Genomic DNA, 26829 nt, shown 5'->3' on the forward strand with positions numbered 1-26829 from the left:
GTGGCCGAGAGCGAACTGACCCTCACGCCACCCGCCCCCGTGGCGGCCGTGCCCGCCGCGAAGGCGGCGACCATGCTGCCGCTGGCGGAGGGACGCGAGAACGAGCTCGCCGCCAAGGCGCAGCAGTTCGCCGCGGAGCTGAGCGCGCTCGACCACAGGGCGCCTGACTTCACGCGCAAGGTGCACGACATCTCCTCGATGGGCGACACCGAGATCCGCTCCGCCTCCCAGGTGGCCAACCGGATGCTCAAGCGCCCGGTCGCCGCCCTGGCCTCGGCCAAGGGCGAGGGGGCGGACGCCCAGGGCAGGGTCGCCGGCCAGCTGGTCGCGCTGCGCCGCACGGTGATCGACCTCGACCCCAAGCAGGCGGCGAGCGGCCCGCGCAGGCTGCTCGGGCTCATCCCGTTCGGCGACCGGCTCCGCGACTACTTCGCCAAGTACCAGTCCGCCCAGAAGCATCTGGACGACATCATCAGGGCGCTGAAGTCGGGCCAGGACGAGCTGCTGAAGGACAACGCCGCGATCGAGGGCGAGAAGGCGAACCTGTGGGAGGCGATGACCCGCCTGCAGGAGTACGCCGTGATGGCCGCGGCGATCGACGCCGCCCTCGAGGAGCGCATCCTCACCCTCGAGGCCGCGGAGCCGGAGAAGGCCACCGCGCTGCGCTCGGACGCCCTGTTCGCCGTACGGCAGAAACACCAGGACATCCTCACCCAGCTCGCGGTCTCCGTCCAGGGTTACCTGGCCCTCGACCTGGTGCGCAAGAACAACCTGGAGCTCAGCAAGGGCGTGGACCGGGCCACGACCACGACGGTCGCCGCGCTGCGCACCGCGGTGACCGTGGCGCAGGCGCTGGCCAACCAGAAGCTGGTGCTGGACCAGATCACCGCGCTCAACTCCACGACCAGCGACCTGATCCTCGCCACCAGCGAGATGCTGCGCACCCAGGCGGGCGCGATCCAGACACAGGCGGCCTCGACCACCGTCGACATGGACGTGCTGCGCAAGGCGTTCGACAACGTCTACGCCACCATGGACATGATCGACAACTTCAGGTCGCAGGCCGTGGAGAGCATGGCCGTCACCGTGGACAGCCTGAGCACCGAGCTGGCGCACGCGAAGACCTACCTGGAGCGCGCCGAGGGAGCCTCGTGAGCGTCCCCCGCCTCTCCCCCTCCCAGGCGTCCCCGCTGTCCTGCCCGCGCCGCGGGACGGCGCGGTCGGCCGCGCTGCGGGCCGTGGTCGCGCTGGCGCTGCTCGGCTCCGCCACGCTGACGGCGTGCTCCTCCGGCGACTCCGACGACGCCCCCGACGTGCTGCGGGTGCTGGCGGGCAGCGAGGTCAAGGACCTCGAGCCGATGCTGCAGCGGTCCGGGGTGAAGGTGAAGATCTCCTACACCGGCACCCTGGACGGCGCCGAGCAGGTGGCCGGAGGCGGCGCCGACGGCTCCTACGACGCGATCTGGTTCTCCTCGAACCGCTACCTGTCGCTGATCGACGGCGCGAGGGCCAGGCTCTCCACCGAGACCAGGATCATGTCCTCCCCGGTGCTGCTCGGCCTCAAGACCGCCAAGGTCAAGGAGCTCGGCTGGGAGGGCAGGCCGGTCAGCTGGGAGCAGATCGCGACCGCGGCGCGCGAGGGACGCTTCACCTTCGGCATGACCAATCCCGCCTCCTCGAACTCGGGCTTCTCCGCGCTGGTCGGGGTCGCCGCCGCGCTGTCGGACGCGGGAGAGGCGTTGAGCGGCGAGCAGGTCGCGGCGGTGACGCCCAGGCTGAAGGAGTTCTTCTCCGCGCAACGCCTGACCTCGGGCTCCTCGGGCTGGCTGGCCGACGCCTACACCAGAGAGGGCAAGGTGGACGGCATCGTGAACTACGAGTCGGTGCTGCTCGGCGTGCAGGGGCTGACCCTGGTCTACCCCAGCGACGGCGTGGTCACGGCGGACTACCCGCTGACCCTGCTGGCCTCGGCGAAGCCGGAGAAGAAGGAGCTGTACGGCAAGCTGGCCGCCTGGCTGCGGACACCCGACACGCAGCGGCAGATCATGACCTCCACCCACAGGCGGCCCGCCGTCCCCGAGGTGAGGCCGGGACCGGAGTTCGGCTCCGCCCCGCTGCTGGAACTGCCCTTCCCCAACCGCAGGACCGCCGCGGACGGGCTGATCACCGCCTATCTCGACGAGGTGCGGGTCCCGGCGCAGGCGCTGTTCGTGCTGGACACCTCCGGCTCGATGGAGGGCGACAGGATCGAGGCGCTGCGCCACGCGCTGGTCACCCTCACCGGCGCCGACACCTCGGCCTCCGGCGCGTTCTCCCGCTTCCGCAACCGGGAGAACGTGGTCATGATCCCGTTCAACGACTCGGCCGGGCAGCCGCAGTCGTTCGCGCTCCCCGACCAGAACCCCCAGCCGGTCCTCGACCAGATCAGGTCCTACGCGGAGAACCTCCGGGCGGGCGGCGGGACGGCCATCTTCGACGGTCTGCGCACCGCCTACGAGCAGGCCCCGAAGGCGAGCCGGGACCACTACACCTCCATCGTGCTGATGACCGACGGCGAGAACACCAACGGCATCTCCTACGACGAGTTCGCGGCGTTCCAGCGGACGCTGCCCGAGGCGCAGCGGCAGATCAGGACGTTCGTCGTGCTGTTCGGCGACAGCGACGTCGAGGAGATGAAGAAGATCGCCACGCTGACCGGCGGCGCCGTCTTCGACGCCCGCAGCGGGTCGCTGGCCGCGGCGTTCAAGGAGATCCGTGGCTACCAGTGAGCACCGCGCCGCCCATGTGGGGCGGCTCGCCGACGGGTGCGGCCATGACCGCTGAAAGGGTGCTGAGATACCTCGGCTCCACCAGGAACATCGTCGGCTGCGCCCTGGCCCTGCTGGGGTTCGGCGCGCACTTCCTCGGCCTGGCGGGCGCGTTCTGGCCGGTCGTGGTCGTCGGCCTGTACGGGGTCGGCGCGCTGCTGGCCCCGCCGGACCGCGTCCGGCTGGCCGTCTCCCACGCCGAGGTCGAGACGGCCCGGCTCCGGTCGGACCTGGAGGCGCTGCTGCGGAAGGTGGACGGCCTGCAGCGCTTCCCCGACGACGTGCGGGCCAGGCTGGGCGGCCTGGCCGACGTGCTCAGCGGCGTGCTGGGCCGGGCCGAGGTGCTGACCACCTCCCCCGACCACCTGCACATCGTCTCCCGGACGATCCGCGACTACCTCCCCTCCAGCCTGGAGGCCTACGCCAATCTGCCCCGCTCCTACGCCCTCAACCGCCGCTCCGAACGCGAGCACAGCGCCCACGAGGAGCTCCTGGCCCAGCTCGACCTGCTGGACACCAGGCTGCGGGAGGTGGCGCAGGCCGTGCACAGAGGCGACGAGCAGGCACTGCGCGACCAGGGACGCTTCCTGCGCGACCGCTTCGGCGGCTCGGACCTGGACCTGTAGGGACACTTCCAGCCGTGTTCCCCGCCGCCTTCGGAGCATTGGGCGGTGCGCTGTTCGTCTTTGCCCACGTGGTTCGTTCGGCCCGTTTGGTTCGCTTGATTCGCTGAACCTGTTTGGTTCGTTTGGTTTGTCGTTGTTCGCGTGGAGGGGGCGGGGGTTCGAATCCCCTCATCCCCACCAAGGCCAGAAGGCCACTTCCGCGGGATCGGAAGTGGCCTTCTGCGTTGCCGAGTGGCCAACTGAGTGACTATGGGCCCTGATCAGTCACGGTGAGAATTCTCAAGCGCCAGCACGACGGCGGTGAGGAGAGATCCCAGCCCCGCGCCTACCAACGCGATCACCCCTGCGGTCGCTCCGCTTTCCGACCCGAGGAGGACTCCCAAGCCGATCCCCAGGACGAGGAACAGCCAGCCAAGGATTACGAAACCACGGGCTCCACCGCGACGGGCTCCCTGTACGCGATTCAATGATCATCCTTCGGTCGAGTGAGACCATACGGTGATCATGCATCATCGGGCCGCGTCAGGACGTGGCGAGGACGCAGAACTCGTGGCCTTCCGGGTCGGTCAGGCACGTCCACGGGACGTCGCCCTGACCGAGGTCGAGGTCGGTGGCGCCGAGGGTCCGCAGCCGGGCCACCTCCGCCGCTTTGTCGTCACCGGGGTACGGCAGCAGGTCGAGGTGGACGCGGTCCGGCACGGTCTTCACGCCGGGCGTGCGGAGGAACTCGAGATACGGGCCGACCTCCTTGGCGGAACGCAACACCGCACGATCGTCGGTCACCTCGTGCAGCGTCCAGTCCGTCGCCTCACCCCAGAACCGGGCCATGGCCCGCGGATCCGCACAGTCGACCACCACCCGGGCGATCGGCCCGGTGTCCCGGTAGGTCTCCCGAGGCTCCAGCACACAGAACTCGTTGCCCTCCGGGTCGGCCAGGACCGTCCACGGCACTTTGCCCTGGCCCACGTGGGCGGGCGTCGCACCGAGAGCCTGAAGGCGCGCGACCGACTCCGCCTGATGGGCCGCGGAGGTGGTGGCGAGATCGAGGTGCACACGGTTCTTTGTCGCCGTCTTGGGTTCCGGGACCGTGACGACGTCGACGCAGACGGCGACCGGGTCCGGCCAGACGAAACCGCCGACGGGTCCGACGTAGGTGGTCACGCCCGGCACCCCGCCGGAAACGCTCCAGCCGAGCGCCTCCGCCCAGAACCGGCCGACCGCCGAGTCATCAAGAGCCTTCATGTTCACCTGAACAGGTCGCAGGGCCATGCCGGCGATCCTATGCACCCGCTCCGCGGCGACATCCGCAGACACCGTCGCCGAACAGAGATCGACTCGCTCACCGGCCGCAACGGGCAGCTCGCCGATCAGAGCGCTCAGCCCCGCCAGGTCGCGGTCAGCCCCTACGACACCACGAGTTCAACCTCAGCGACTGCTGTCGGCCTGCGAACATGTGATCCGACGCCCGGTTCGAGGCCTTTCTGGAATCGAATTTCTTCACATCGCCGGGAAGGCGGCCTACATCGGTTGGGGCGGTTTCATGCGAACCCGGTGGACACCGCCGCGAACTCGGTGAAGAACTCCGTCGCTTGGCGGTGGAATAACGCCGACTGCGTCATTCCGGGCGGCGGCGGCTACGAATACAATCGGTTCCGGCAGAGTGGCTGGACGTTGTTCTCCGACTCCCGGCAGAGCTGTAGGGCTGTTCTCCGACTCCCGGCAGAGCTGTAGGGCTGCGACGACCAGCGCGTCGAGTCGGCGGCGGTCCACCTGAACCACGTTTTCTGCGTGGCGGCCCCGAGACCTACGCGGCCGACCGCGCGCAGGGATGGTGGAACGGAAACCTGACCGGGTCCTACGACTCCTGCTCCTTCCTGCTGACTCGCCACTACGAGTTGATCCGGACGCTCGACCGAGCACGCCACAGGCGACCGGCGCGTGATCGGCCACTACCAGGGGAGTGAGCATGACGACCCGTACCTGGAACGACCAGCAGGCGAAGTCGGCCCGGTGCTGGACGCTCGGCGCCGTGGCCCTGAGCCTCGTGGCCGCCGTCGCGCTCCTCCTCGTGCCGGTCTACGCGTCGGCCACCCCGTCCGGGATCACCGGCAGGCGCGCGACCGACGTCATCGGCGGTCGCGCGCTGCTCTTCCTCGTCCCGGTCGCGCTCTCCGCGCTCCCCCTCCTCGTCGCCGGAGCGCCGCGCAAGGCGTCCACCCTCGCCGCGACCGTCCTCCTGGGCGCCTTCTGCCTGCTCACCCTGCCCTCGGTCGGCATCTTCCTCATCCCCTCCGCCGTCTGCCTTCTCGTCGCGTTCACCCGCCTGCTGACCCGCTGACGGACCCGGCCGGCCGGCGCGACGTGTCACCGCCGACGACCCCCGCCACCACGTCCCGTGCACCGAGACCGTCGGCTCGCGTCCACTGTGGATCAACATGAAGGACAACGGCTGGGCCGACATCCCGCGGGCCGAGGAGGCCGGGCCGGTCAACCGGCGCCACCGCCCGCACGAGGTCTTCGCGCACACGGTCGCCGGTAAGCGCGGTGGGAGCACCTCCGGCTTTCATAGAGGCTTTGATATGCCCTGATGTGTGGCTGAGCGAACCGCGTCGCCCGCTGACACGTCTATCGATCATGAGGATGTTTCCAGCCGTAGTGCTCCTCGCGCTCGCAACGGCCTGTGGTTCCGTCCGAGCACCGGTCACCGCCGACGAGTTCACCGAACGCGCCCGCGAGGTCACCGAACACTGGCGAGGTTCGGCGGAGCGAGAGCCCTGGATCGCGGGGTTCGTCCCGCTGCGGAACCTGACCCTGGAGCTCGATTGGGGGCACACGCCCCGCTGGGTCGGACGGAGCATGATCAACAGTGCCTGGAAGCTGGAGATCGAACTCCCGGCCGAGGCTCCTGCCCCGGCCAAGCTGCACTGGGCCGACGGGGGCACGCTGAGCGTGCCGGTCCTGGCGGCCACAGCCGCCTACGCCGGGCTCAGCAAGCCCAAGTCCTTCGTCGACGAGGAGTGTCCGGCCAAGGGCTGCCGACCGCTGCGCGTGATCGCGGTGGCGCGAGGCGAGGCCACGATGCCCAGCAGCCGGGGGGACGTGCGGGTACCGACGTGGGACTTCACCGTGAAGGGCGTGCCGGAGCCGTTCCGGCGGGTGGCGGTGGACCCGGCCGCGATGGGCGGGCCGCCCCGGCCGCTGGACGACGGGACCCAGGAGGTGAGCACCTACGAGGTGCCCACGCCAACTGAGCTCCGGCTGAGCTATCTGCACGGCACGTGCGACACGACGTACGGCTCGCGCGTCCACGAGACGCCCGAGGCGGTGGTCGTGGACGTCGACGTCCGGCACGACGACGGCGTGGAGAGCTGCACCGCGATGGGGAAGACCGACCAGATCGGCGTCACGCTGCGCGAGCCGTTGGGACGCCGGGTGGTGCTGGACTCCAGCAGCGGGGTGCCCCTGCTGTCGCAGAGCGGCATCCACCTGGTCGAGTTCCAGAACTATGACCCGCGCCGTTCCTAGCCCTGCGACACGTACCTGCGGGGCCGCAACGCATGACTTCGCGGCGTCGACAAGCCCGGCGGTGGTCTGGCCCGCTCCCCCGGCGGGAAACGATCACCGCGAGTCCGGGGCACGATCTCCGTCTACCGCCCATGACGCCCGAGCGGAGCGCACTCGATCGTCTCTGCGTCAGGGGCGAGCAGGGGCCGGAGGACTCCTCGCCGCGGAGCCGTCGCTCGCGTTCGCCGCGACCACGGGTCCGCGACTTTCTGCTGTGCGGCGTTCGCCCTTGATTGTCTGGCCTGCTGTCCGGCAGCATGATCGCTGGATCCGAGGAGGTGCAGGTGGCATGACGCTGTTACGCAGACACATCTCCCCGAACAACGGCCTGGTCTCGATCCTGGCTTTGCCGGCGGCTGTCCTCATGGTGGTCGGCCTGGGGTGGGCCGCGCTGCACTTCCTCTTCGGGCCCGACGTTCGGCGCGTGGACCCCGCCGTGCTCTCAGAGTTGCGCGCTGTCGGCCGGGTCGTCGGCGAAGACGGCGGCATAGCTCACGAGTGGGAGAACTCCTACGTCGAGTTCAAGTATCTCGTGGTCCACCTCGACGGCAGCGCGACGGAAGACGTGGTCGCCGAGACCGAGCGACGGCTGAGCCGGAGCGGCTGGCGCGTATGGCAGAGACAGCGGCACGAGATCGATCTGGCATCGGCCAGATGGACTTCCACCCTCGTTGAGGTGGAGCAGCTCGAGTGGGCGGGCCACATGAGCAGCGAACTGCGCGAGGCGGTTGCGGCCACGGGACTGCCGATGAGCGAAATGGTGTACATAACCATCCAGGCGTAAACATCTGGCTTACCCTTTCGCGCTGTGCGCGGCCACCAGTGCAGAAGTGTCAGTCGTGCCGAATATCTTCGCCCACCATGAGTGTCCAGTACGCATGGTCTGATCTCCTGCCGGAAGTGAACCCGGTGACCGACGGCCCTGACCACCCTCGGGAGGATTCAGGCGGATGTCTGCGTCCCCCGGCCGGTGAGTCAGAGCTCCGTCGGCTTGAGGAGCGGTTGGGCCTGGACCTGCCACCGAGCTACCGGCAGTTCCTCCTGTTCGCCGACGGCTGGGGTGCCGAGGACGACGAGGCCTGCATACGGTCTGTCGCGACGGTCGGCTGGCTCCGTGACCTTGAGCCCCGGCTTGCCGAGGCGTTCAGACCCGACGGGGAGACGCCTCGGAGCGTGCCCGATGACCTCTACTTCGTCTACGGCAAGGAGCAGGACTGCATCGACCTGAGAGAGGAGTATGTGCCCGACACTCTTCTGGTCGGGCATTGGAACGACGGGGTGACTCTCCTCAATCCCCATGTCAAGACCCCTGAAGGTGAGTGGGAAGCCTGGTTTCTCGCGCCTTGGCTGCCGGGGGCCAACCGCTACGTGTCCTTCTGGGAGTTGATGAAGAACGATTTTTAGGGCTTACGGCGACTGAGCCGGCGAGCGCCGGACAGCGCGCGGCCCCGTTTCCCTCATCTCCACCAGGGGCCGTTCTTGAAACGGCTGGACTGAAGTTGACGGATCCCGTCTGATCCTGGTGATCGAACGGGATCTCGTCGCTTCATGCCCTGTCACAGCGAAGGTTGAGCGATTCTCGTCGAAGTTCGAGTGATCGTGGCTCGGCTGCTGTGCTCTCGGCTGCCTCCTGGTCCTTCCGGTGACGTTCAGAGGGCCAAGGCTCGCTCGACGGCGCCCGAGTCCAGGTCGACGAGATGCGCGTCAGGAAAGCGGAGGTCCGCCCAGAAGTCACCGGGACTCTGCAGGCCCAGCCGCGCCTTCACCCAAACAGTCATCGCCATGCCGTGTGTCGCCACCACGAGCGGGCGCCCGCCGGCGAGTGCGAGGTGCTCGGTGATCCCGGCGTCGAAGCGCTTGGCGACCTCGGCTCGCGGCTCCCAGTCCGCGTGATCCGCGCCTTCCACGTATGCGCGCCGCAACTCGCGATAGTTGCCCTCCCATGGCTCCACGCGGGTGACCTCGTTGAACCGTCGATCACGAGTGACCGCGTCGCCGCCCAGGGTCTGCCAGGCCTTCGGCTCGTCACTGGCGACAAGGCAGGCGTCTTCGGGCAGACGGGTGATCAGCCGCTGAGCGGCCTGCCACCCCTCGGCGCTGAGCGTCCATTCGTGCGGCGGGACAGACGGCCCGTAGGCAGGCATGGAATGGCGGACCAGGAGGAGCATGGAAGGGAATCTATCGAGCCGACAGGCCCATCGGAATGAGAGCCGCTGTCCTCTCCGTCTGGAGAAGCAGGCATTTGGGGCGTCCTGTCTGTTGAGTGGCTCAGACGGGTGTGCCCTGCGCGCTCACGTAGTTCCCCCGGGATCGTGGTCGGGTTCAGTGCCGAGCCGGAAAACGCTCGTCCCCTGCACCGATCGAATCCGGACACGCCCATGGTGATCGGCTATGCCAGGATGGGCCCATGTCTCCCATGATCGAGAACTCCGCCGGGTCCGCCGACCAGGCCGGGGTCAACGACTACGACGGCTTCGCCGAGGCGTACGCGGCCGAAACCGAGGCCAGCCTCATCAACGGCTACTACACGCGGCCCGCGATCCTGAACCTGGCCGGGGACGTGGCCGGGCGGCGGATCCTCGATGTCGGCTGCGGCGCCGGTCCTCTGCTCGAGTCGCTGCGCGATCAGGGCGCCATCGTGACCGGCGTCGACCCCAGCGTCAAGATGCTGGACCTGGCCCGGCAGCGGCTCGGCGCGGGAGCGGCCCTGTGTCAGGCCAGTCTGGGCGGCGCTCCTCTGCCGTTCCCCGACGGCGCGTTCGACGATGCCATCGCGTGCCTGGTCCTGCACTACCTGGAGGACTGGAAGGCGCCGCTCGCCGACCTGCGGCGCGTGCTGGCGCCCGGCGGCCGACTCATCGTGGCGGTCAATCACCCCTTCGTCTACAAGCTGACCTATCCCGATGCCAACTACTTCGCGCCCCGCGAGCACTCCGAGGAGTACACCTTCAGCGGCCAGAACGCCGTGCTGACGTATTGGCACCGGCCGCTGCACGCGATGACCGACGCCTTCACCGCGGCCGGCTTCCGGATCGCCGTCATCAGCGAACCGCACCCGGCGCCAGGCGCGCACGAACTGTTCCCCGATGTCCTCAAAGAAGCCGACTCGACCTTCCTGTGCTTCCTGTTCTTCGTCCTGGAAGCCGTTTAGCCTCACCGATCAGGCTCCGAACGGCCAAGCCGCCCAGCCGGGTGAGCCCGACCGGGCGAACACGGCTTGAGGCGGCTGGGCGGCGGCGGTGACCGGGGAATCGCGTGCGCGGATCACACCTCGCCGGAGGAATTGCGAGGTCAGGTGATCACCCTGCCGTGGCACGGAAGCTTCGTGGCCCACCGGAAAAGCCCACCAGGAGAACTGGTCGGCCGGCCGACGCGGGGTGATCGGGTTCGGCGAGTGGCGGGAGTCAGCCCGCTTCAGGGAAGCGGTGCGTCACCTACCGCCGCCAGCAACTCGACGGGGAACTCACGGTCGGCCTGACCGACGGCGAGCGCTACCCATCGGCCGGTTTCCGGTCGCCGCCAGACGAGCATTTCTCCGCTGAGCAGGCACAGGAGACCCATTGGTTCCGCGGCCGGGAGCTCACCCGACAGGTAAGGCTCCAGATCGACCGCCTCGGGGTCGCCCCAGTGCGCCGTCAGGGTGGCCACCAGCTCCCGGTAAGTGACGTCGATCTCCTGCTCGGCCGCGTCGACGGTCTCTTCACTGCGGTCGTCCCAGAAGTCCTGGCTGGCCTGGAGGACACGCACGTGGTGGCCCGGACCGCTGCTGGAGAAGCCTTCCAGCTGTCTGGCCTCCTGAGGAAAGGGGAGGGAGAGCAGGTCCTTGACGATCGCGTGTCGATCTTCGGCGGCCATGCGGGGAGCTTAGCGAGCCGGTGAGCACGGGTGGGCACAGGTGGGCCCCGGTGGGCCCAGGTGGGTACCGCACCGGAGGTCTCCGCTGGACGTCCTCGGTCGTACGCGTCCCGCCCGACCGTCTTGACCACCTGGTTGGCGCTCTCGGAAACCGCGCTGGGTGCCCGGAATGCCCGACCCCCGACGGGTGTCCGCAGTCAGAGGATCAACGAGGTGTCACCTGCGGGTCGGCGGCGGGGTCGCTCAGGTCGTGCCCCTGGTCGCGCAGCCCCGCCTCGATCGCGGCGCACACCGTCTCGACGACCGTGACCCGGGCGAACCGCTTGTCGTCGCCCGCGACGACGTGCCACGGCGTCCTCGGCTGGTCGGTGCGGGCGAGCATCTCCTCGACGGCTGCCTCGTACTGCGGGCGCTTGTCACGGTTGCGCCAGTCCTCGTCGGTGAGCTTCCAGACCCGCAGCGGGTCGCCCGCCCGGTCCTCGAAGCGCCGCAGCTGCTCCTCCTCGGAGACGTGCATCCAGAACTTGACCATGATCATGCCCTCGGCGACCAGAGTGCGCTCGAACTCCACGATCTCGTCGTAGGCCCGCGACCACTGCTCCTCCGTGGCGAACCCCTCGACCCGCTCGACCAGCACCCGCCCGTACCAGGAGCGGTCGAGGACGGCCATCCCGCCCCAGCCCGGCAGCACCGGCCAGAACCGCCACAGGAAGTGGTGCCGCTTCTCGTCATAGGTCGGAGCCGCGAACTGGGCGACCCGCACGTGCCTGGGGTCGAGCGGGCGCACCAGCCGTTTGATGGCCCCTCCCTTGCCCGAGGCGTCCCAGCCCTCGAACACCACGCACAACGGCGGCCCGAGGCGCCGCTCACCGATCTGACCGCCCAGCATGAGCCGCAGCCGCAGCAGGCGGTCCAGCGCGGCGTCGAGCCGCTCGGCCGCCTCCTTCCTGGGCAGTCTCTGGGACAGGTCGACCTCAGACAAACGATTCATGACGACCAGCCTCGCATCTCCCCGGGGGAGGCGGCCACCCGCCGAGGAGCCGCGCGGTGGACAAGACCACGCGGTGGCCAGCGTGGCGGACAGGACGACGCGGTGCCGTACAAGGCGGTGCGGAGCGGGGTCAGGCGACGGTGATCCGGAAGACCGCCTTCCCCGTCTCGTTCCCACCCTGTCCGCCGGCGGGCGTCCTGCCGTCGGCGCAGCGCTCGCACGCGATGAGCGTGACGGTGGTCGTGCCGGGGTACTTGGCGTTGAAGACGAAGTAGCGCACCCCGCCCCCGCCGTCGCCCGCCCGATACTCCTCGCTGATGAACGACGCCACCTTGACGTCGGGCAGGGCGGCCAGCCGCCAGCCCTCCCCCGCCGAGCGGTTCTCCTCGACCGCGAGGGAGAACCTCCTGCCCGGGGTGAGCGGCACGTCCACCGTCTTGCCGACGCCTCCGTGGACGACGGTGCCGAAGTCGGAGACGGCGCCTCCGGGGCCGCATCCCGTGACCAGTGCCACCAGCAGCAGCGCGACAGCCCACGTTCGGTAAATCACGCAGGCCAGAGTAGCGAGCACGACTCCCGGTGCCTCACAAGGCCACGCCGTCAGGACACCTCCGCGCCACACCCAGGACGTCCCGCCTCTTCCCGCCGCCTCCCGGCGACGGACCGCGCTCCCGTCGCCCCACACGTCCCACTTGCCCGCAGTCCTCAGACACCCCGGTCGCCACACGCCCCACCCCGGAGATCCCGTCGCCGTACGCCCCACCCCCGGAGATCCCGGTCGCCAAGACGTCCCTCGGCGTCCCGAGGTCGTCCCCGGATGCCCCGGGCGTCCCCGGGTGTCCCTGGGTGTCCCTGGGTGTCCGTCAGCGGGCCGTCGTGTCCCCGGCGACCGTCGCGCCCAGGCGCATTCTCATCGCGTGCTCGACCAGGGTGATCAACACCTTCTTGCTCGACTCCCGCCGCCTGGCGTCGCACAGCACGACCGGGACGTCCGGGTGGAGGGTCAGGCCGAGCCGTACCTCGTCCAGGTCGTAGCGGCGGGCTCCGTCGAAGCAGTTGACCGCGACGACGAAGGGCGTCTGGCGTCGCTCGAAGTAGTCCAGGGAGGGGAAGCAGTCGGCCAGCCTGCGGGTGTCGGCGATCACCACCGCGCCCAGCGCGCCGAGGGCCAGCTCGTCCCACAGGAACCAGAACCGCTCCTGCCCCGGGGTCCCGAAGAGGTAGAGCCGGTAGGCGTCCCCGATGGTGATGCGGCCGAAGTCCATCGCGACCGTGGTGGTCTGCTTGCTCTCGACTCCGGACAGGTCGTCGACCCCGACGCCCCTGTCGGTCAGCGTCTCCTCGGTGCGCAGCGGCTGGATCTCGGAGACCGCGCCGACCAGCGTCGTCTTTCCCGCCCCGAAGCCGCCCGCGACCAGGATCTTGATCGCCTTGGGCAGCCTGACGCGCCCGGCGTCACGACTAGAGCGCACGGAGTCCATCGAGCACCGCCCTGTACAGCCTCTCGTCGTGCATGTCAGTCTCCGAATGGGGTTCTTGCAGGACGATGAAACCCTGGTCGAGAAGGTCGCTGAGCAGGACGCGGACGGTGCCCGCGGGGAGGTTCGTGTGCGCGGCGATCTCCGCGACGGACTGCGGCTGGTGACAGAGCCTCACGATGGCGAGGCACTCGGGGTCGAGCCCGGACTCCCTGGGTGAGGCGGAACGGATGGTCACCGCCAGCGTGATGAGGTCGAACCTGCCGCGGGTCGGCTCGGTTCTGCCGCGGGTCAGGACGTAGGGCCGGACGATCGGCCCGGCCTCCTCACCCACCCACTGCGTGTCCGGCGGCTCTTCGAAGGGGCTGGGGGTCATCGCGGAACTTCGTCCTTGACGGATTCCGTGGCCCTGGCGGGCGAGATGAGGTACTGCCCGACCCGGGTGACGAGCATCGCCATCTCGTAGGCCACGAGGCCGACGTCGGCCTCGTTCGTGCAGAGCACCGCCAGGCAGGCGCCCTGCCCCGCGGCGGTCACGATCAGGTAGGCGGAACGCATCTCGATGATGGTCTGACGCACCGAACCGCCGTTGATCCGGTCGCTGACCCCCTTGCCGAGGCTCTGGATCGCCGAGCCGACGGCGGCCAGGTGCTCGGCGTCCGACCGGTCGAACTCCGCCGAGGTCGCCAGCAGCAGACCGTCGGTGGAGAAGACGATTCCGTGCTCGGCTTCCCCCACTCGATCGACCAGGTCGTCCAGCAACCAGGCCAGGTCGGTGAAAGATCCTGTTCCCTGCACCACTCGTTGTCCTCTTTCTGGCGGCGGGCGTTCGGTCATGGCCCTCTGGCGGCTCGTCTGCGCCGGGTCGGCACGCGCGAATCGAGATCGTCACTGGTGTCATGGGCGGGATCCGCCTCCGTCGGCGCGACCACCCTCCTTGTCCAGCAGCTGGGCGGCGTCCGAGCGGCCTCTGCGAGTGCCCTCCTGGAAGGAGGCCATGGCCGCGCGGATCATCTCCGGCGAACGTTCGTCCGCGTCGTCGTGGTCAGCCTTCCGTGACGACGGCTCGTCCTCCTGCAACGGGGCGGCGAGGTGCGTCTGCGGCACGCGGCGCGGCAGGCCGCCGGGCGTGTGGCTGCTGTCCGGAGGAGGCAGGACGGGAGGCAGCGAGGAGGCGGGATCGTCGGGCGCGCCACCGGGCACGCCTCTCCCCGCGACGGGCCGCGCCGTCTCCTGGCGCTCGGAGGGCGTCGCCCTGACGGACTCGTCGATGGCCTTCTCCCTCCTGTCCACCGGCTTGGCGCCGGCGATTCCCAGTGGGTCGTCGCCCAGGTCACGGGGCCTTGAGGACGTCCCGCCCGCCATCACCGTGCGAGGCTGCGGCACGGCGGCGGCGACGCCGTCCCTCCTCGGCTCCGGTTCCGGCTCCGGCTGCTCCTTGACCAGTTCTTGGGGAAGCAGGACGACGACGGTCGTGCCGCCGTACGGCGAGGCCTTGAACGTCACCCGGATCTCGTGCCGCTCGGCCAGGCGGCTGACCACGTAGAGCCCGAGGCGGGCGTTGCCCGACAGTTTGAGCTCGGGCGGGTTCGCGATCCGCTCGTTCGCGTCCGCGATGTCCTCGGGGCTCATGCCCAGGCCCCGGTCCTCGATCTCCAGTGCGTACCCGTGGGCCACGGTGTATCCGCTGACCTGCACCGTCGTGTACGGCGGCGAGAAGGAGGCGGCGTTCTCGACCAGCTCTGCGACCAGGTGGATGACGTCGCCGACGGCGCGCCCGTCCAGCGCGACCTCGCCCAGCGGCAGCACGTCGACCCGGGTGTAGTCCTCGATCTCGGCCAGCGCGCCGCGGACCACGTCGATCATCGGCACCGAGTCACGCCACGCGCGTCCCGGCGCCGCCCCGGACAGCACGAGGAGGTTCTCCGCGTAGCGCCGCATGCGGGTCGCCAGGTGGTCGAGGCGGAACAGGTCGCGAAGTTCCTGAGGGTCGTTCTCCCGCCGCTCCATGACGTCCAGCACGCTGAGCTGGCGGTGGACGAGCGACTGGGTGCGGCGGGCGAGGTTGCGCAGGATGTCGGCGATGTCACGCCGCAACTGCGCCTGCTCGACCGCGACCTTGATGGCCGTCCGCTGCATGGCGTTGAACGCCTGGCCGACGTGTCCGATCTGGTCGTTGCCGAACTCGAGCGGCGGCGCCTCCGCCGCGACGTCCACCTCCTGGCCGTGGCCGATCCGCTCGACCACGGAGGGAAGCCGCTCGTTGGCGAGCTCCCAGGCCGCGACCCGGAGCTTGTCGAGCTGCTGGACCAGGGCGCGCGCCGTGGTGATGGACAGGATGATGGAGGCGATGACGGCCAGGAGTCCGAGACCACCGGCCAGCGAGAGCCGTACAACCACGCCGACCGCGACCGGGGTCGCCCGCTGCACGATGCCGTCTCCCGCGCCCAGCACCGCCTCCTGGAACTTGGCCAGCACGGGCTGGGCGGCCGAGGACCACTGCCGGGCGTCGACGGACTCGGCGGGGGGCGGGTTCGCCGGGCCCGCGGGGGTCGGGGCGCCGCCCCGCATGAGCTGCTCCTCCATGCCGCGCATGCGGGTGAAGGGCTCGCTCGCGATCAACCGCTCGCAGACCGCGCGGTCGGCGGCGGGCAGCTCCGCCACGGCCTCCTGGAGGATGAACCGTCTCGTCCCGACGGTCTGCGCGAACAGGGCGCGCTCCGTGTCGGTCAGGCGGCCCGCGGCCAGCCCGCCCATCGCCACCGCGTCCTCGAGCGTCAGGACGTCTCTGGCCCGGCTCAGCCGGATGATCGTCCGGGTGTCCTTGGCGATGGCGTCGTCGTCGAGCGTCGCCATCGAGTCGTAGATGCGGTACAGGGAGTCGATGGCGTCGGTGAAGATGTCGGCCGCCTTGACACGGTCGACCGTTCCCGCGTCGATGCTCTTGCGGCCTCCCTGGAGGCCGTCCAGTTTCTGGAGCGTCTCCTTGATGCGCCGGTCGAGGGCGGCGCTGCCCATCAGCCGGACGTCGCCGCCGGTCGCGAGTGTCCTGAAGTTCGCGCCGGCGTCCTCGGTGCGCTTGCGCTGGACGCTCAGCGCCTCGCGCTGCTGCCGGGCGGAGCCCGGGGTGCCGATATAGACCAGACTGAGCCTGCGCTCGTTCTGAAGTTCGACCAGGAGCCGTTCGCTCGGCTCGGCGACGCCCGCGTCGAGCCTGGCGACGCCCAGCATGTTCAGACCCTCACGTACGGTAACCCACGCGGTGAAGGACCACAGAGCGATTAGGGACACCAGCAGTGCCGTGACCTTGGTCCGCAAACGCGCGTTACGCAAGCGCATAGCACCCATCCTGGCAAAAGTGAAAGAAAATCACATATTTTTTCACGACGATTAATGTGTGTGAATAAAAGTACGCCACATTGCGCCGGTCGACGGCAACCGGCATGGCACCCGGAGAACCTTAGCAATGTCGCCAATTACACTCAAGACAACATTGACCAGATGTGACCGTCTGTCCTTTTCGCAGATCAAAATTCTGCAATGAATTCCGACTACTGTCCGTTATCGACGATGTACCGTTTCGCTCTCCCGCCGCCGCGAGGCAGAGGCAGCGGATGCGACGCGGACGGCGAGGGGGGAGGCGGCCCCTGAGGCAGGGTGCGCGCGGCCAGATGCAGCGCCCCCAGGATCGCGGCCCTGACGATCGCCGCGGGGAAGTACAGGTCCTTGTCGTGCCACAGGGCCGGAGCCTCGACCGGCTCGCCGCGGTCGGTCACCAGTGCCAGCAGTCTGCGGCGCCCGCGCGCCACCGCCTCCGTCCGCCGCCTGTCCTCCACCGAACCCGCCGGATGAGACAGACCCGACGCGGACGGCCCTGCCGGGGCCGTCAGCAACAGGGTCTGCAGAGCGTACGCGGTCTCCTCCGCCGTCCCCTGCCAGCGGCCCCACGAACCGTCCGCCCGCTGGGTGTCCAGCAGCCAGCGCACGGCCCGGCTCACCGCGCCCGCCGAGTCCTCGTCGCCGTACTCCTCCAGGGCGAGCGCGCAGCAGGCCGTCGCGTAGTACGGCGAGACGTGCCAGCGGTCCAGCCAGCTCCCGTCCGCCCGCTGGCATCCTCGCAGCCACCCCGACAGCTTGCGGACGGCCGCGGCGTACCGCCCGGAGCCCCCGGAGCGCCCGGCGGTCAGGCGCAGGTGCTCGCCGAAGGCGTCGAGCACATGCGCGTTGACCGTCGGCGAGGCCCCCTCCTCCCCCTGCCAGGTGCAGAAGTGGGTGCCGGTCTCGTAGGCCCACAGGCTGTCCGGCTCGCGGGGCGTCCCCAGGAGCGCCAACGCGTAGAGCCCGACGGAGGTGGTGTCGGCGTCCGGCGGCAACCCTGGGCCCGCCGCGGCGTCTGCAGGACCGATCGCCGCGTCCAGGTCCGCCACCAGCTCTTCCGGCACGGTCACGGGAACGCCTGCGCGCCGCAGCCAGCTCAACGTCCAGCCTCGTTCGAAGGCGGCGACGGGGACGGCGCAGGGCACCGGCCCGCCGTGACGGCCCGCGACCGCCTCCAGGTACCGCCGTACGGGAGAGCCCGCGTCACCGGTCTCCGCGCCGCCGAGCCAGGCCGCGCCCGCCGCGGGCGACGCGCCGATCGCGCCGGCTCCCGCCGGGACCCCGACTCCCGCCCTCAGGGTCCCGGCTGCTTCCGCCCCCGGGACCTCTCCGACTCCCGCCTCCGGGATCCCACCGGCTTCCGTCCGCGGGACCTCGCCGCTCCTCTCGGGGGCGAGCGGTCCTTCGCCCGTCCGCCCCGGCGTCTCCGGGATCGGGCTCGGCGTGACTCCGGGAGCCCCTGCCGCCGCCTCTCCCGCCACCTCCAGCGCGTGCAGCACCTTCTGCGGGACGGCCTCGCCCGAGGCCAGCCTGGCCCGGATCGCCGCCAGTTTCGCCCCGTCCATGCCCGCCGGGAGCTCCAGCTGCTCGTCCTCGCCCTCGGTCTCAAGACGCCTGTTGATCATGGATGTCAGAGCGGGCACGATGAGCTCGATCGCGGGCATGTCAGGCAGGTCACGCATGCCGAGCAGGCCGTGCGGGCCATGCGGGCCGTGTGTGCCGAGCAGGTCGTGCGGACCGTGTGTGCCTTGCGAACCGTGTGTGCCGAGCAGGTCGTGCGGGCCGAGCAGGTCGTGCGGGCCGGACGACCGGAGGCCCAGCGCCTCGAGTCCTCGCCGCGCGGCCCTGGCCAGGGCGTCGCGGCCCCCGCCCAGGGCATCCCCGCCGGAAGCGCCCCGGCCCGAAATGTCCTGACCTGAAGCGTCCCCGCCGGAAGCGTCCCGGCCCGAAGCTTCCTGGCGTGAAGTGTCCTGCCCTGAGGCGTCCCGGTGAAGTTCCGCGAGCAGCGCCTCGGTCGCGCTGAGGGTGGGGACCAGCGCGTATCCGCCGGGGGCGCCCCAGCCGCCGTCGGCCCGCTGGGAGGACAGCAGGAACTCGACGCGCCTGGCGTGGCCCGCGAGCCACGGGGCCAGGCTCACCAGCCGTCCCGTCTCGTACACCGAGACGGAGACCTGGCCCCACGGCTCGGCCAGGAGCCCGGCGACCAGCCGGGACGCCTGTGCGGCCACGTCGACCTCCGCGGGAGCCGCCCCTCCCGCGGCGTCCGCGCGCCGCCGTACGGCGTCCGCGCCCCCGAACATCGCGCCCCCGAACGCCGTGTCCGCGGTCCCGAACGCCACCTCCGCGGTCCCGCGCGCCGCGCCCGCGACCTTCGTGGTCACGCTCGCCGCGCCCGCGCTCTCGCCCATCACCTTCGTGGTCACGCTCGTCGCGCTCGCGGGCACGCACGCCGTGCCGCGCAGAAGAAGGTCGTCGAGTCTCACAGGGCGCCCCAGTAGTCGGCCACCTGGTAGAAGCCCGCGCAGAAGTCCATCTGCCGTTCCAGGTAGTCCGCGAGCTCGGGGGTGCCCGCCCGCAGCGGGGCGATCAGCTCCCGGCTCAGCGCGGCCAGTTCGGCGACGCGCCGCTCGACCTCGGGGCGGGCCACCCCGAGCAGCAGGGCGTTGAGGTCGCCCCAGGTCACGTCCCGCTCGTAGGTTCCCAGGTCGTTGAGGAGACGGATCACCCTCTGCACCGCCCTGGACGCCTCCCCGACCCGGTCGAGGTCGGCCGTGACGTCGGGGCCGGCGGTGTGGAGCCAGTGGGAGGCGAAGGCGAAGGAGAAGCCGAGGTTGTCGGCGTTGCCGAGATACTCCTCGAAGGTCGGCGTGACCTTCGCGGCCTTCCAGTGCCACTCCTTCAGCATCGCCTCCAGCATCCGCCGCAGTTCCTCGTGCCAGACGGGACCGAGCACGGGGAACGCGGGCGAGGCGGCGAGCTCGTCGCGGATGTCGGCGAGCATCCGGGTGAGGTCGTCGCCCTCCCACGGCGGAGCGCCGCCCGCCACCTCCAGGCAGCGCCGCGCGATGTCGTCCGCCTCCTGCGGCGAGGTCGCGACGTAGTCGACGAGCCAGTCGAGCCCGAACGCCCACAGGCAGACCTTGTTCGCCGTCCGCAGCTGTTCCGCGGTGAACCAGGGGCCGCTGAAGGCCATGGCCAGTGACAGGGTGCTGTAGAGGGCCGCGTCGAACGGCTTGGCGGAGAACAGGCCGGGGTAGGCCTCCGCCCATCGGCGCATGTCGCGCTGGGACCGTCCGGCGAGGGCGCAGATCGTCCCGCACTCCGTGGCCGCGGGCGGCACGGGAGCGGTGCGGGCCGTCACGCCGCCTCGCCCGCGGCGCGCCGGACCGGGACGAGGTTCAGCGTGATCTTCTCCTTCGGCCGCAGCGAGGCGGCCGGTGACGGGGTGAACGGCCCGGCGGAGGCGAGTCGGGGACGGAAGCGGCTCAGGAGGGCGGCGACCAGGAGGGGCGCCTCGACGTAGAACAGGTGCTGGCCCAGGCACTGGTGCGGTCCGCCGCCGAAGGGGAAGTAGGAGTACTTGTGCCTGCGGTCCGGCGCCTCCGGGGCGAAACGTTCGGGGTCGAACTCCAGCGGGCGCTCCCAGAACTCGTCGAGCCGGTGCGTGGCGTAGGGGCTGATCAGCACCTGTGCGCCGGCCCTGACGCGCACACCGCCGATCTCCGCGGACTTCATGGCCATCCGGGGGAAGATCCAGCCCGCGGGGTAGAGGCGCAGGAGTTCCTGCAGCACCATGCGCGTGTAGCGCAGTTCGGGGAGGTGCCGGGGGGCGACGGGGCCCGCGCCGACCACCCTGTCGATCTCGTCGTAGAGCCTGGCCGCGACGTGGGGGTGGGCGTCCAGGATCGGCCACAGCCAGGTCAGGGTCATGGCGGTGGACTCGGAGGCCGCGCCGTACACGCTGACCAGGTTGTCGCGGATCCGCCTGTCGTCGATCTCCGTCCCGTCGTCCCCCCTGACCCTGCAGAGCGCGGAGATCACGTCGAGCCCCTCGCTCTGATCGGCCCGCGCCTTGCGGATCACCGGGAACACCACGTCGTCCACGGTCCTGACGGCCCTGACGAAGGCCCGGTCGCCGGGCACCCGCACCGAGTAGGGCATGAACGGCATGAGCAGCCGGAAGTTGATCGAGGTCGCGGCCGCGTCGTAGGCGGGCGCGAGGCGTTCACCCTCCTCCCGGGTGATCCTGTCGCCGAACAGCACCCGCAGAACGGCCCGGTTGACGATCCTGGACATCTCCTCAAGGCCGTCGATGTGCCGTCCGGCCAGGGCGTACTCGTCGAGCTCCTCGACGCGGGCGGTGATCGCCCCGGCCAGTTCGCCGGCGATCGAGCCGATGTAGCGTCTGGTGAACAGCGGCTGCAGGATCTTCCTGCCCGACTCCCACGGCTCGTCCTCACCCAGGACGCCCGCGCCGAGCATGCGTCGCAGGGGACGCCAGAACATGCCTTCGCGGCGGTAGTTCGTCCAGTCGGACCTCAGCACCTGCTGGACGTGGTCGGGGTGGGTGACCAGATAGGGGCGGAAGAGTCCGAGATCCAGGCGGACGACCTCTCCCTTCGCCCGCCTGCCCATCTCGGCGAGCGTGTTCACCGGATCCTTCACAAGGCTTGGCAGTGCACGGTGGACGGGGATGGTCCTGCTCCGCCGGAACGTTCCGACAGTCGCGCCGATCGACATTGCTACGTTCTCCCACCTCGCGTGACGCGAACTTACGCAGCGTGACCGCCGCCCACGGCCAGGCCGGGGCGGTGGGAGCGCAATCAGGGACTCGCGGCCACTCCGTCGTGGCCCGCCCCACACGGGAAACGGTCAGGGCCGGTCGACCGGCAGCCCCTCCGCGATCTTCCCGCGCCTCGCCATGCGCCTACTCACACTCACGTATCTAAAGGTGCTTTATTGCAGCTTTCGCTACCTTTGGGCGAAGTATCACATGATCGGCAGGCGGCGATCAAGGTTGTGGCCGGATAATAGTTTTGCCATTACTGCGATGAATCGGTTTATTAAACAAGTATTCATGTAACGTGAACTGAATTCGCAAATCAGTTCCCACGCGTCGTCACGCACCGCGACGGAGCCCACACGGGAACGCGCCGCGCACTGGCGTGCACGGCGCGGAGTCCCACGGGGTTCAGGGGGTCAGGGGGCTCAGTGCCCGAAGGCGTCCAGGAGGCGGTCGGCGGCGAGGGAGGGCGTCAGGTCACCGGCCTGGACCTCCCGTTCGACCTCGGCGGCGATCGCGGCGACCTCCGGGTGCTCGCGGAGCCTGGTCAGCAGGCGCTCGGTCACCAGGGACCACGTCCAGCCCACCTGCTGACGGCGGCGGCGGGCCTCGAGCTCACCGGAGGCCGCCATCGTGTCCTGGTGCTGGACGATCTGCCGCCAGAGCTCGTCCATGCCGGAGCCCTCACGCCCGCTGCAGGTCAGCACCGGGACCGTGCGCTCCGAGCGCAGCAGCCGCAGCGCCCCCGCCAGTTCCCTGGCCGCCTTCCTGGCGTCCAGCTCGTGCGGGCCGTCGGCCTTGTTGACCGCGATCACGTCGGCGAGCTCGAGCACGCCCTTCTTGATCCCCTGCAGCTGGTCGCCGGTCCTGGCCAGGGCGAGCAGCAGGAAGGTGTCCACCATGTCGGCGACCGCGGTCTCCGACTGGCCGACTCCGACGGTCTCCACGAGCACGACGTCGTAACCCGCCGCCTCGACCACGACCATCGCCTCGCGGGTCGCCTTGGCGACCCCGCCGAGTGTGCCCGAGGTCGGCGACGGGCGGATGAAGGCGGCCGGCTCGGCGGCGAGGCGGGACATCCTGGTCTTGTCGCCCAGGATGCTGCCGCCCGTCCTGGTGGACGACGGGTCGACGGCGAGCACCGCGACCCGGTGGCCCTCCCCGGTCAGGCGCGTGCCGAGCGCGTCGATGAACGTGGACTTGCCCACGCCCGGCACGCCCGTCACGCCCACCCTGCGCGCCCTGCCCGCCAACGGGCTCAGCTCGCCCAGCAGCCGCTGGGCGAGCTCACGGTGATCGGCTCTGGAGGACTCGACCAGCGTGATCGCCCGCGCGATCCACGCCCTGGATCCCTCCTTGACCCCCTGGACGTAGTCCTCAAGCGTCCGCGGCATGGCCCAGCCGGGTGAGCAGATCCGCGACCAGCCCTCGCGCCGCGTCGGCGATCACGGTGCCGGGGGGGAAGATCGCCGACGCCCCCGCCGCGCGCAGTTCGTCGAAGTCGCCCGGGGGGATGACACCGCCGACCACGATCATGATGTCGTCCGCGCCCAGCTCGGCGAGCGCCTCGCGGAGGGCGGGCACCAGCGTCAGGTGACCCGCGGCCAGCGAGGAGACCCCGACCACGTGCACGTCGGCCTCGACCGCCTGACGGGCGACCTCCTCCGGGGTCTGGAACAGCGGGCCGACGTCCACGTCGAACCCGAGGTCGGCGAAGGCGGTGGCGATCACCTTCTGCCCCCGGTCGTGACCGTCCTGTCCCATCTTGGCGACCAGGATCCGGGGACGGCGCCCCTCGAGGCGCTCGAACTCGGCGCAGGCCGTACGGACCTCGTCCACTCCGGCCCCCACCTCCTCGCGGTAGACGCCGGAGATCGTGCGGATCTGGCCCGCGTGCCTGCCGAACACCCGCTCGAGGGCGTCGGAGATCTCCCCGACCGTCGCCTTGGCCCGTGCCGCCTCGATGGCCAGCGCGAGCAGGTTGCCGTCGCCCGCCGCCCCCTTGGTGAGCGCCTCGAGCGCCTGGCCCACCCGCTCCGCGTCCCGCTCCTCGCGCAGGCGGCGGAGCTTGTCGAGCTGCTGGGCGCGCACGGAGGTGTTGTCGACCTTGAGCACCTCGATGGCCTCGTCGGCGTCGGGGCGGTACTTGTTGACGCCGATGACGGGCTGACGCCCCGAGTCGATGCGGGCCTGGGTACGGGCCGCCGCCTCCTCGATGCGGAGCTTGGGCAGTCCCTGGTCGATCGCCTTCGCCATGCCTCCGGCGGCCTCGACCTCCTCGATGTGCCCCCACGCCTTGCTCGCCAGCTCGTGGGTGAGCCGCTCGACGTAGTAGGAGCCGCCCCAGGGGTCGATCACCCGGCAGGTCCCGGACTCCTGCTGGAGCAGCAGCTGGGTGTTGCGGGCGATCCTGGCGGAGAAGTCGGTCGGCAGCGCCAGCGCCTCGTCGAGGGCGTTGGTGTGCAGCGACTGGGTGTGCCCCTGCGTCGCGGCCATCGCCTCGACGCAGGTGCGCACGACGTTGTTGAAGACGTCCTGGGCGGTGAGCGACCAGCCCGAGGTCTGCGAGTGGGTCCGCAGCGACAGCGACTTGGGGTTCTTCGCGCCGAATCCGGAGACGAGCCGCGCCCACAGCAGCCGGGCGGCCCGCAGCTTGGCGACCTCCATGAAGAAGTTCATGCCGATGCACCAGAAGAACGACAGCCTCGGCGCGAACCTGTCGATGTCCAGCCCCGCCTCGACCCCGGCCCTGAGGTACTCCACGCCGTCGGCGAGGGTGTAGGCCAGCTCAAGGTCGCACGTGGCCCCGGCCTCCTGGATGTGGTACCCGGAGATCGAGATCGAGTTGAACTTGGGCATCCGCTCACTGGTGTAGGAGAAGATGTCGGAGATGATCCGCATCGACGGACCCGGCGGGTAGATGTAGGTGTTGCGGACCATGAACTCCTTGAGGATGTCGTTCTGGATGGTCCCCGCCAGCTGCTCGGGCGCCACCCCCTGCTCCTCGGCGGCCACGATGTAGAGCGCGAGCACCGGAAGCACCGCGCCGTTCATGGTCATCGACACGCTCATCCGGTCGAGGGGGATCCCGTCGAAGAGCTGCCGCATGTCGTAGATGGAGTCGATGGCCACCCCCGCCATGCCCACGTCCCCGGCCACGCGCGGGTGGTCGGAGTCGTAGCCCCGGTGGGTGGCCAGGTCGAAGGCGACCGACAGGCCCTTCTGCCCGGCGGCCAGGTTGCGCCGGTAGAAGGCGTTCGACTCCTCGGCCGTGGAGAACCCGGCGTACTGCCTGATGGTCCACGGCTGGTTGACGTACATGGTCGGGTACGGCCCGCGCAGGTACGGCGCGGCTCCCGGGTAGGTCCGCAGGAAGTCGAGCCCGGCCAGGTCGTCGGCCGTGTAGAGCGGCTTGACGCCGATCCCCTCCGGCGTCTCCCACACCAGCTCCTCCGGGGTCTTCCCGGTGGCCTGTCGTACGGCCCGCGCCCAGCCGTCCAGGTCGGGCGCGGCGGGCTTGCCCCTCAGTCCGATTCCGGAGAAGTCGGGGATCATCGAGCCACCTCCAGGTCGTCGAAGGTCGTGCGGAGCACGTCGAGCGCGTCGCACCCGGCGTGGACGTTGGCGTCGACGCCCGCGAAGTCGCCCTTCCCCGCCAGCCACACCTTCGCCGCCCCCGCGCCGCGCAGCGCGGCGGCCACGGTCTCGGCGTGCTCGCCGTACAGCCTGTCGCTGGAGCACAGGCACGCGACCCGCGCGCCGCTGGCGGCGAAGGCCTCGGCGATCAGGGCCGGGTCGACGGCGGGGGCGGAGACCACGGCGGGGTCGGTGACGGTGGCGACGCCTCCGGCCTGGAACAGGTTGGCCGCGAACGACGCCCTGGCGGTGTGGGCGGCGACCGGGCCGATCGTCGCCAGGAACACGGCCGGCCTGACCTCCTGGGCGTCGGCCAGGTCGCGCAGCGCCTCGAACTCCTGGGCGTAGCGGACGCCCCCGGCGGCGGCGGGTCTCTGAGCGCGGGAGGGCAGTCGTTCCGCGAGGTTGGGGAACTCGCTGACGCCGGTGATCGGATCGCGGCGGTGGGCGATGTTGTCCGAGCGCCTGCGCCAGGTGTCGGCGAGCCGGTCGGCGACGAGCCCGGCGTCCAGGGCGGCGGCCATGCCGCCCGCGCGCTCGATCTCCTGGAACCACTCCCAGGCCTTGCCCGCCAGGTCGTCGGTGAGCCGCTCGACGTACCAGGAGCCGCCCGCGGGATCGGTCACCCTGGCCACCCCCGCCTCCTCGACGAGCAGCGACTGGGTGTTGCGCGCGATGCGCCGGGCGAAGGCGTCGGGCAGGCCAAGGCAGGCGTCGAACGGCTGCACGGTCACCGCGTCCGCTCCCGCGACCCCCGCGGCGAAACAGGCCAGCGTGGTGCGGAGCATGTTCACCCACGGGTCGCGGGCGGTCATCATGGCCGAGCTGGTCACGGCGTGCTGCCGCTGCCCGGCCGCCTGCCCCTCCGTCACGCCGCACACCTCGGCGACGCGCGCCCAGAGCCCGCGCGCGGCGCGGAGCTTGGCGACGGTGAGGAACTGGTCGGCGGTCGCGGCGTACCGGAACTCCAGCTGCCCGAACGCCTCGTCGACGGTGAGGCCCGCGCCGGTCAGCGTCCGCAGCGCCGCGACTCCGGCGGCGATCGAACAGCCGAGCTCCTCGGCGTCGCTTCCCCCCGCGTCGTGGTACGGCGTGCCGTCGACCACGACCGCCCTCAGCCCGGGAAAGCCCTCGGCGCAGCGCCTGGCGAGGTCGGCCGCGGTCTCGGGGTCACGCAGGGCGTCGGCGCCGAGGTTGCCCGTGGGCGCGACCCCCTTCCGCCCGGCCAGGGCGAACAGCGCCTCGGCCGCCTCGCGGGTGCGCTCTCCCGCGTCGAGCGTGACCGAGATCAGCTCCAGGTGGATCCGGTCGTCGAGGGCGCGGGGCAGGTCCTCGGGGCCGAGGGCGAGCCACAGCGAGGTGACACCGTTCTCCAGGTCGGCGAGAACCGCCTCCGGGTCGGCCGTCTCGTGCCGCTGCCTGACGTCCCAGCCGCCGCCGGGACGGGACCCCCTGATGTAGGGGGCCGCGCCCGGCAGGCCGGGGTCGTCGGGAAGGTCCGACGCGTCGTAGAGCGGCGCGATGGTCACGCCGTCGTAGGTGGTGGAGGACAGTGCCTCCTCTGGGGAGCCGGTTTCGATCCCGGACTTGTGTAGAACGCCGAGCGCGAGCTCGCGCCACCGCTCCCGTGTGGTAGGCGGGAAACCGGCGGCCGTTCGGAGTTCTTCAGGCGGCACCGTCATGAACCGGATAGTAAGCCCATCGTCTGAAC

General features: G+C 70.5%; 24 protein-coding genes. 9 read left to right on the top strand and 15 right to left on the bottom strand.

Annotated features, from left to right (window positions below):
• Genes PKF00_RS10995 through PKF00_RS11005 form a run of 3 tightly spaced genes read left to right on the top strand, consistent with a single transcriptional unit; the run spans window position 1 to window position 3433 of the window.
• Window positions 1–1155 (top strand): toxic anion resistance protein, encoded by a 1155-nt coding sequence (locus PKF00_RS10995; protein ID WP_271217323.1) that lies wholly within the window; start codon window positions 1–3, stop codon window positions 1153–1155.
• A complete protein-coding gene (locus PKF00_RS11000) occupies window positions 1152–2768 on the top strand; it encodes a VWA domain-containing protein (RefSeq protein ID WP_271217324.1) in 1617 nt (538 codons plus the stop codon). Before PKF00_RS10995 ends, PKF00_RS11000 begins: the two co-directional genes overlap by 4 nt.
• 44 nt (window positions 2769–2812) lie before the next feature.
• Window positions 2813–3433: a hypothetical protein gene (locus PKF00_RS11005; RefSeq protein WP_271217325.1), complete on the top strand. Its 621-nt coding sequence runs from the start codon at window positions 2813–2815 to the stop codon at window positions 3431–3433.
• A gap of 522 nt (window positions 3434–3955) precedes the next feature.
• On the opposite strand, the gene PKF00_RS11010 is transcribed toward PKF00_RS11005, so the two are convergent.
• Window positions 3956–4702, bottom strand: a complete 747-nt coding sequence (locus tag PKF00_RS11010; protein ID WP_271217326.1) for a VOC family protein — start codon at window positions 4700–4702, stop codon at window positions 3956–3958.
• 697 nt (window positions 4703–5399) lie between these two features.
• On the opposite strand from PKF00_RS11010, the gene PKF00_RS11015 reads away from it, so the two are divergent.
• From PKF00_RS11015 to PKF00_RS11035, 5 genes are all read left to right on the top strand, one after another.
• Window positions 5400–5771, top strand: a complete 372-nt coding sequence (locus PKF00_RS11015; protein WP_271217327.1) for a hypothetical protein — start codon at window positions 5400–5402, stop codon at window positions 5769–5771.
• Window positions 5772–5868: 97 nt separating this feature from the next.
• Window positions 5869–6021, top strand: a complete 153-nt coding sequence (locus PKF00_RS11020; RefSeq protein ID WP_271217328.1) for a hypothetical protein — start codon at window positions 5869–5871, stop codon at window positions 6019–6021.
• Window positions 6022–6073: 52 nt separating this feature from the next.
• Window positions 6074–6958: a hypothetical protein gene (locus PKF00_RS11025; RefSeq protein WP_271217329.1), complete on the top strand. Its 885-nt coding sequence runs from the start codon at window positions 6074–6076 to the stop codon at window positions 6956–6958.
• A gap of 328 nt (window positions 6959–7286) precedes the next feature.
• Entirely contained in the window at window positions 7287–7781 is a 495-nt protein-coding gene (locus PKF00_RS11030; protein ID WP_271217330.1) for a hypothetical protein, read from the top strand.
• 77 nt (window positions 7782–7858) lie between these two features.
• Window positions 7859–8401, top strand: a complete 543-nt coding sequence (locus PKF00_RS11035; RefSeq protein WP_271217331.1) for an SMI1/KNR4 family protein — start codon at window positions 7859–7861, stop codon at window positions 8399–8401.
• 245 nt (window positions 8402–8646) lie between these two features.
• Here PKF00_RS11035 and PKF00_RS11040 read toward each other — a convergent pair whose 3' ends face one another.
• The gene (locus PKF00_RS11040) at window positions 8647–9165 is read right to left on the bottom strand and encodes a histidine phosphatase family protein (protein ID WP_271217332.1); all 519 of its coding nucleotides are present in this window, start codon (window positions 9163–9165) and stop codon (window positions 8647–8649) included.
• A gap of 239 nt (window positions 9166–9404) precedes the next feature.
• Between PKF00_RS11040 and PKF00_RS11045 the strand changes: the two genes are divergently transcribed.
• A complete protein-coding gene (locus tag PKF00_RS11045) occupies window positions 9405–10148 on the top strand; it encodes a class I SAM-dependent methyltransferase (RefSeq protein WP_271217333.1) in 744 nt (247 codons plus the stop codon).
• Window positions 10149–10411: 263 nt separating this feature from the next.
• Here PKF00_RS11045 and PKF00_RS11050 read toward each other — a convergent pair whose 3' ends face one another.
• The 13 genes from PKF00_RS11050 to PKF00_RS11110 all read right to left on the bottom strand — a co-directional run bounded on the left by PKF00_RS11050 (window position 10412) and on the right by PKF00_RS11110 (window position 26800).
• Window positions 10412–10852 carry a hypothetical protein gene (locus PKF00_RS11050; protein WP_271217334.1) on the bottom strand — a complete coding sequence of 147 codons (441 nt, stop codon included), beginning with the start codon at window positions 10850–10852 and terminating at the stop codon, window positions 10412–10414.
• A gap of 205 nt (window positions 10853–11057) precedes the next feature.
• A complete protein-coding gene (locus PKF00_RS11055) occupies window positions 11058–11843 on the bottom strand; it encodes a polyphosphate kinase 2 family protein (protein WP_271217335.1) in 786 nt (261 codons plus the stop codon).
• Between the two features lie 130 nt (window positions 11844–11973).
• Window positions 11974–12393, bottom strand: coding sequence for a protease inhibitor I42 family protein (locus tag PKF00_RS11060; protein WP_271217336.1), 420 nt, complete (start codon window positions 12391–12393; stop codon window positions 11974–11976).
• Between the two features lie 313 nt (window positions 12394–12706).
• Window positions 12707–13324, bottom strand: coding sequence for a GTP-binding protein (locus PKF00_RS11065; protein ID WP_271217337.1), 618 nt, complete (start codon window positions 13322–13324; stop codon window positions 12707–12709).
• On the bottom strand, window positions 13305–13697 hold the full coding sequence (locus PKF00_RS11070) for a DUF742 domain-containing protein (RefSeq protein ID WP_271217338.1): 393 nt from the start codon (window positions 13695–13697) through the stop codon (window positions 13305–13307). Before PKF00_RS11070 ends, PKF00_RS11065 begins: the two co-directional genes overlap by 20 nt.
• Window positions 13694–14122, bottom strand: coding sequence for a roadblock/LC7 domain-containing protein (locus PKF00_RS11075; protein ID WP_271217339.1), 429 nt, complete (start codon window positions 14120–14122; stop codon window positions 13694–13696). Before PKF00_RS11075 ends, PKF00_RS11070 begins: the two co-directional genes overlap by 4 nt.
• A 96-nt stretch (window positions 14123–14218) precedes the next feature.
• On the bottom strand, window positions 14219–16660 hold the full coding sequence (locus tag PKF00_RS11080; protein WP_271217340.1) for a sensor histidine kinase: 2442 nt from the start codon (window positions 16658–16660) through the stop codon (window positions 14219–14221).
• A 212-nt stretch (window positions 16661–16872) separates the two neighbouring features.
• The gene (locus PKF00_RS11085) at window positions 16873–18999 is read right to left on the bottom strand and encodes a prenyltransferase/squalene oxidase repeat-containing protein (protein WP_438827850.1); all 2127 of its coding nucleotides are present in this window, start codon (window positions 18997–18999) and stop codon (window positions 16873–16875) included.
• 179 nt (window positions 19000–19178) lie between these two features.
• Window positions 19179–20060 (bottom strand): terpene synthase family protein, encoded by an 882-nt coding sequence (locus PKF00_RS11090; RefSeq protein WP_271217342.1) that lies wholly within the window; start codon window positions 20058–20060, stop codon window positions 19179–19181.
• Entirely contained in the window at window positions 20057–21352 is a 1296-nt protein-coding gene (locus tag PKF00_RS11095) for a cytochrome P450 (protein ID WP_271217343.1), read from the bottom strand. Before PKF00_RS11095 ends, PKF00_RS11090 begins: the two co-directional genes overlap by 4 nt.
• A 555-nt stretch (window positions 21353–21907) precedes the next feature.
• Window positions 21908–22876: a methylmalonyl Co-A mutase-associated GTPase MeaB gene (gene meaB, locus PKF00_RS11100; protein WP_271217344.1), complete on the bottom strand. Its 969-nt coding sequence runs from the start codon at window positions 22874–22876 to the stop codon at window positions 21908–21910.
• Window positions 22860–25037 (bottom strand): methylmalonyl-CoA mutase, encoded by a 2178-nt coding sequence (scpA, locus tag PKF00_RS11105; protein ID WP_271217345.1) that lies wholly within the window; start codon window positions 25035–25037, stop codon window positions 22860–22862. The genes meaB and scpA overlap by 17 nt, the downstream gene beginning before the upstream one ends.
• Window positions 25034–26800 carry a methylmalonyl-CoA mutase family protein gene (locus PKF00_RS11110; protein WP_271217346.1) on the bottom strand — a complete coding sequence of 589 codons (1767 nt, stop codon included), beginning with the start codon at window positions 26798–26800 and terminating at the stop codon, window positions 25034–25036. The genes scpA and PKF00_RS11110 overlap by 4 nt, the downstream gene beginning before the upstream one ends.
• Window positions 26801–26829: the final 29 nt, after the last annotated feature.

The organism is Streptosporangium carneum (assembly GCF_027922005.1).
Classification (GTDB): Bacteria; Actinomycetota; Actinomycetes; order Streptosporangiales; family Streptosporangiaceae; genus Streptosporangium; species Streptosporangium carneum.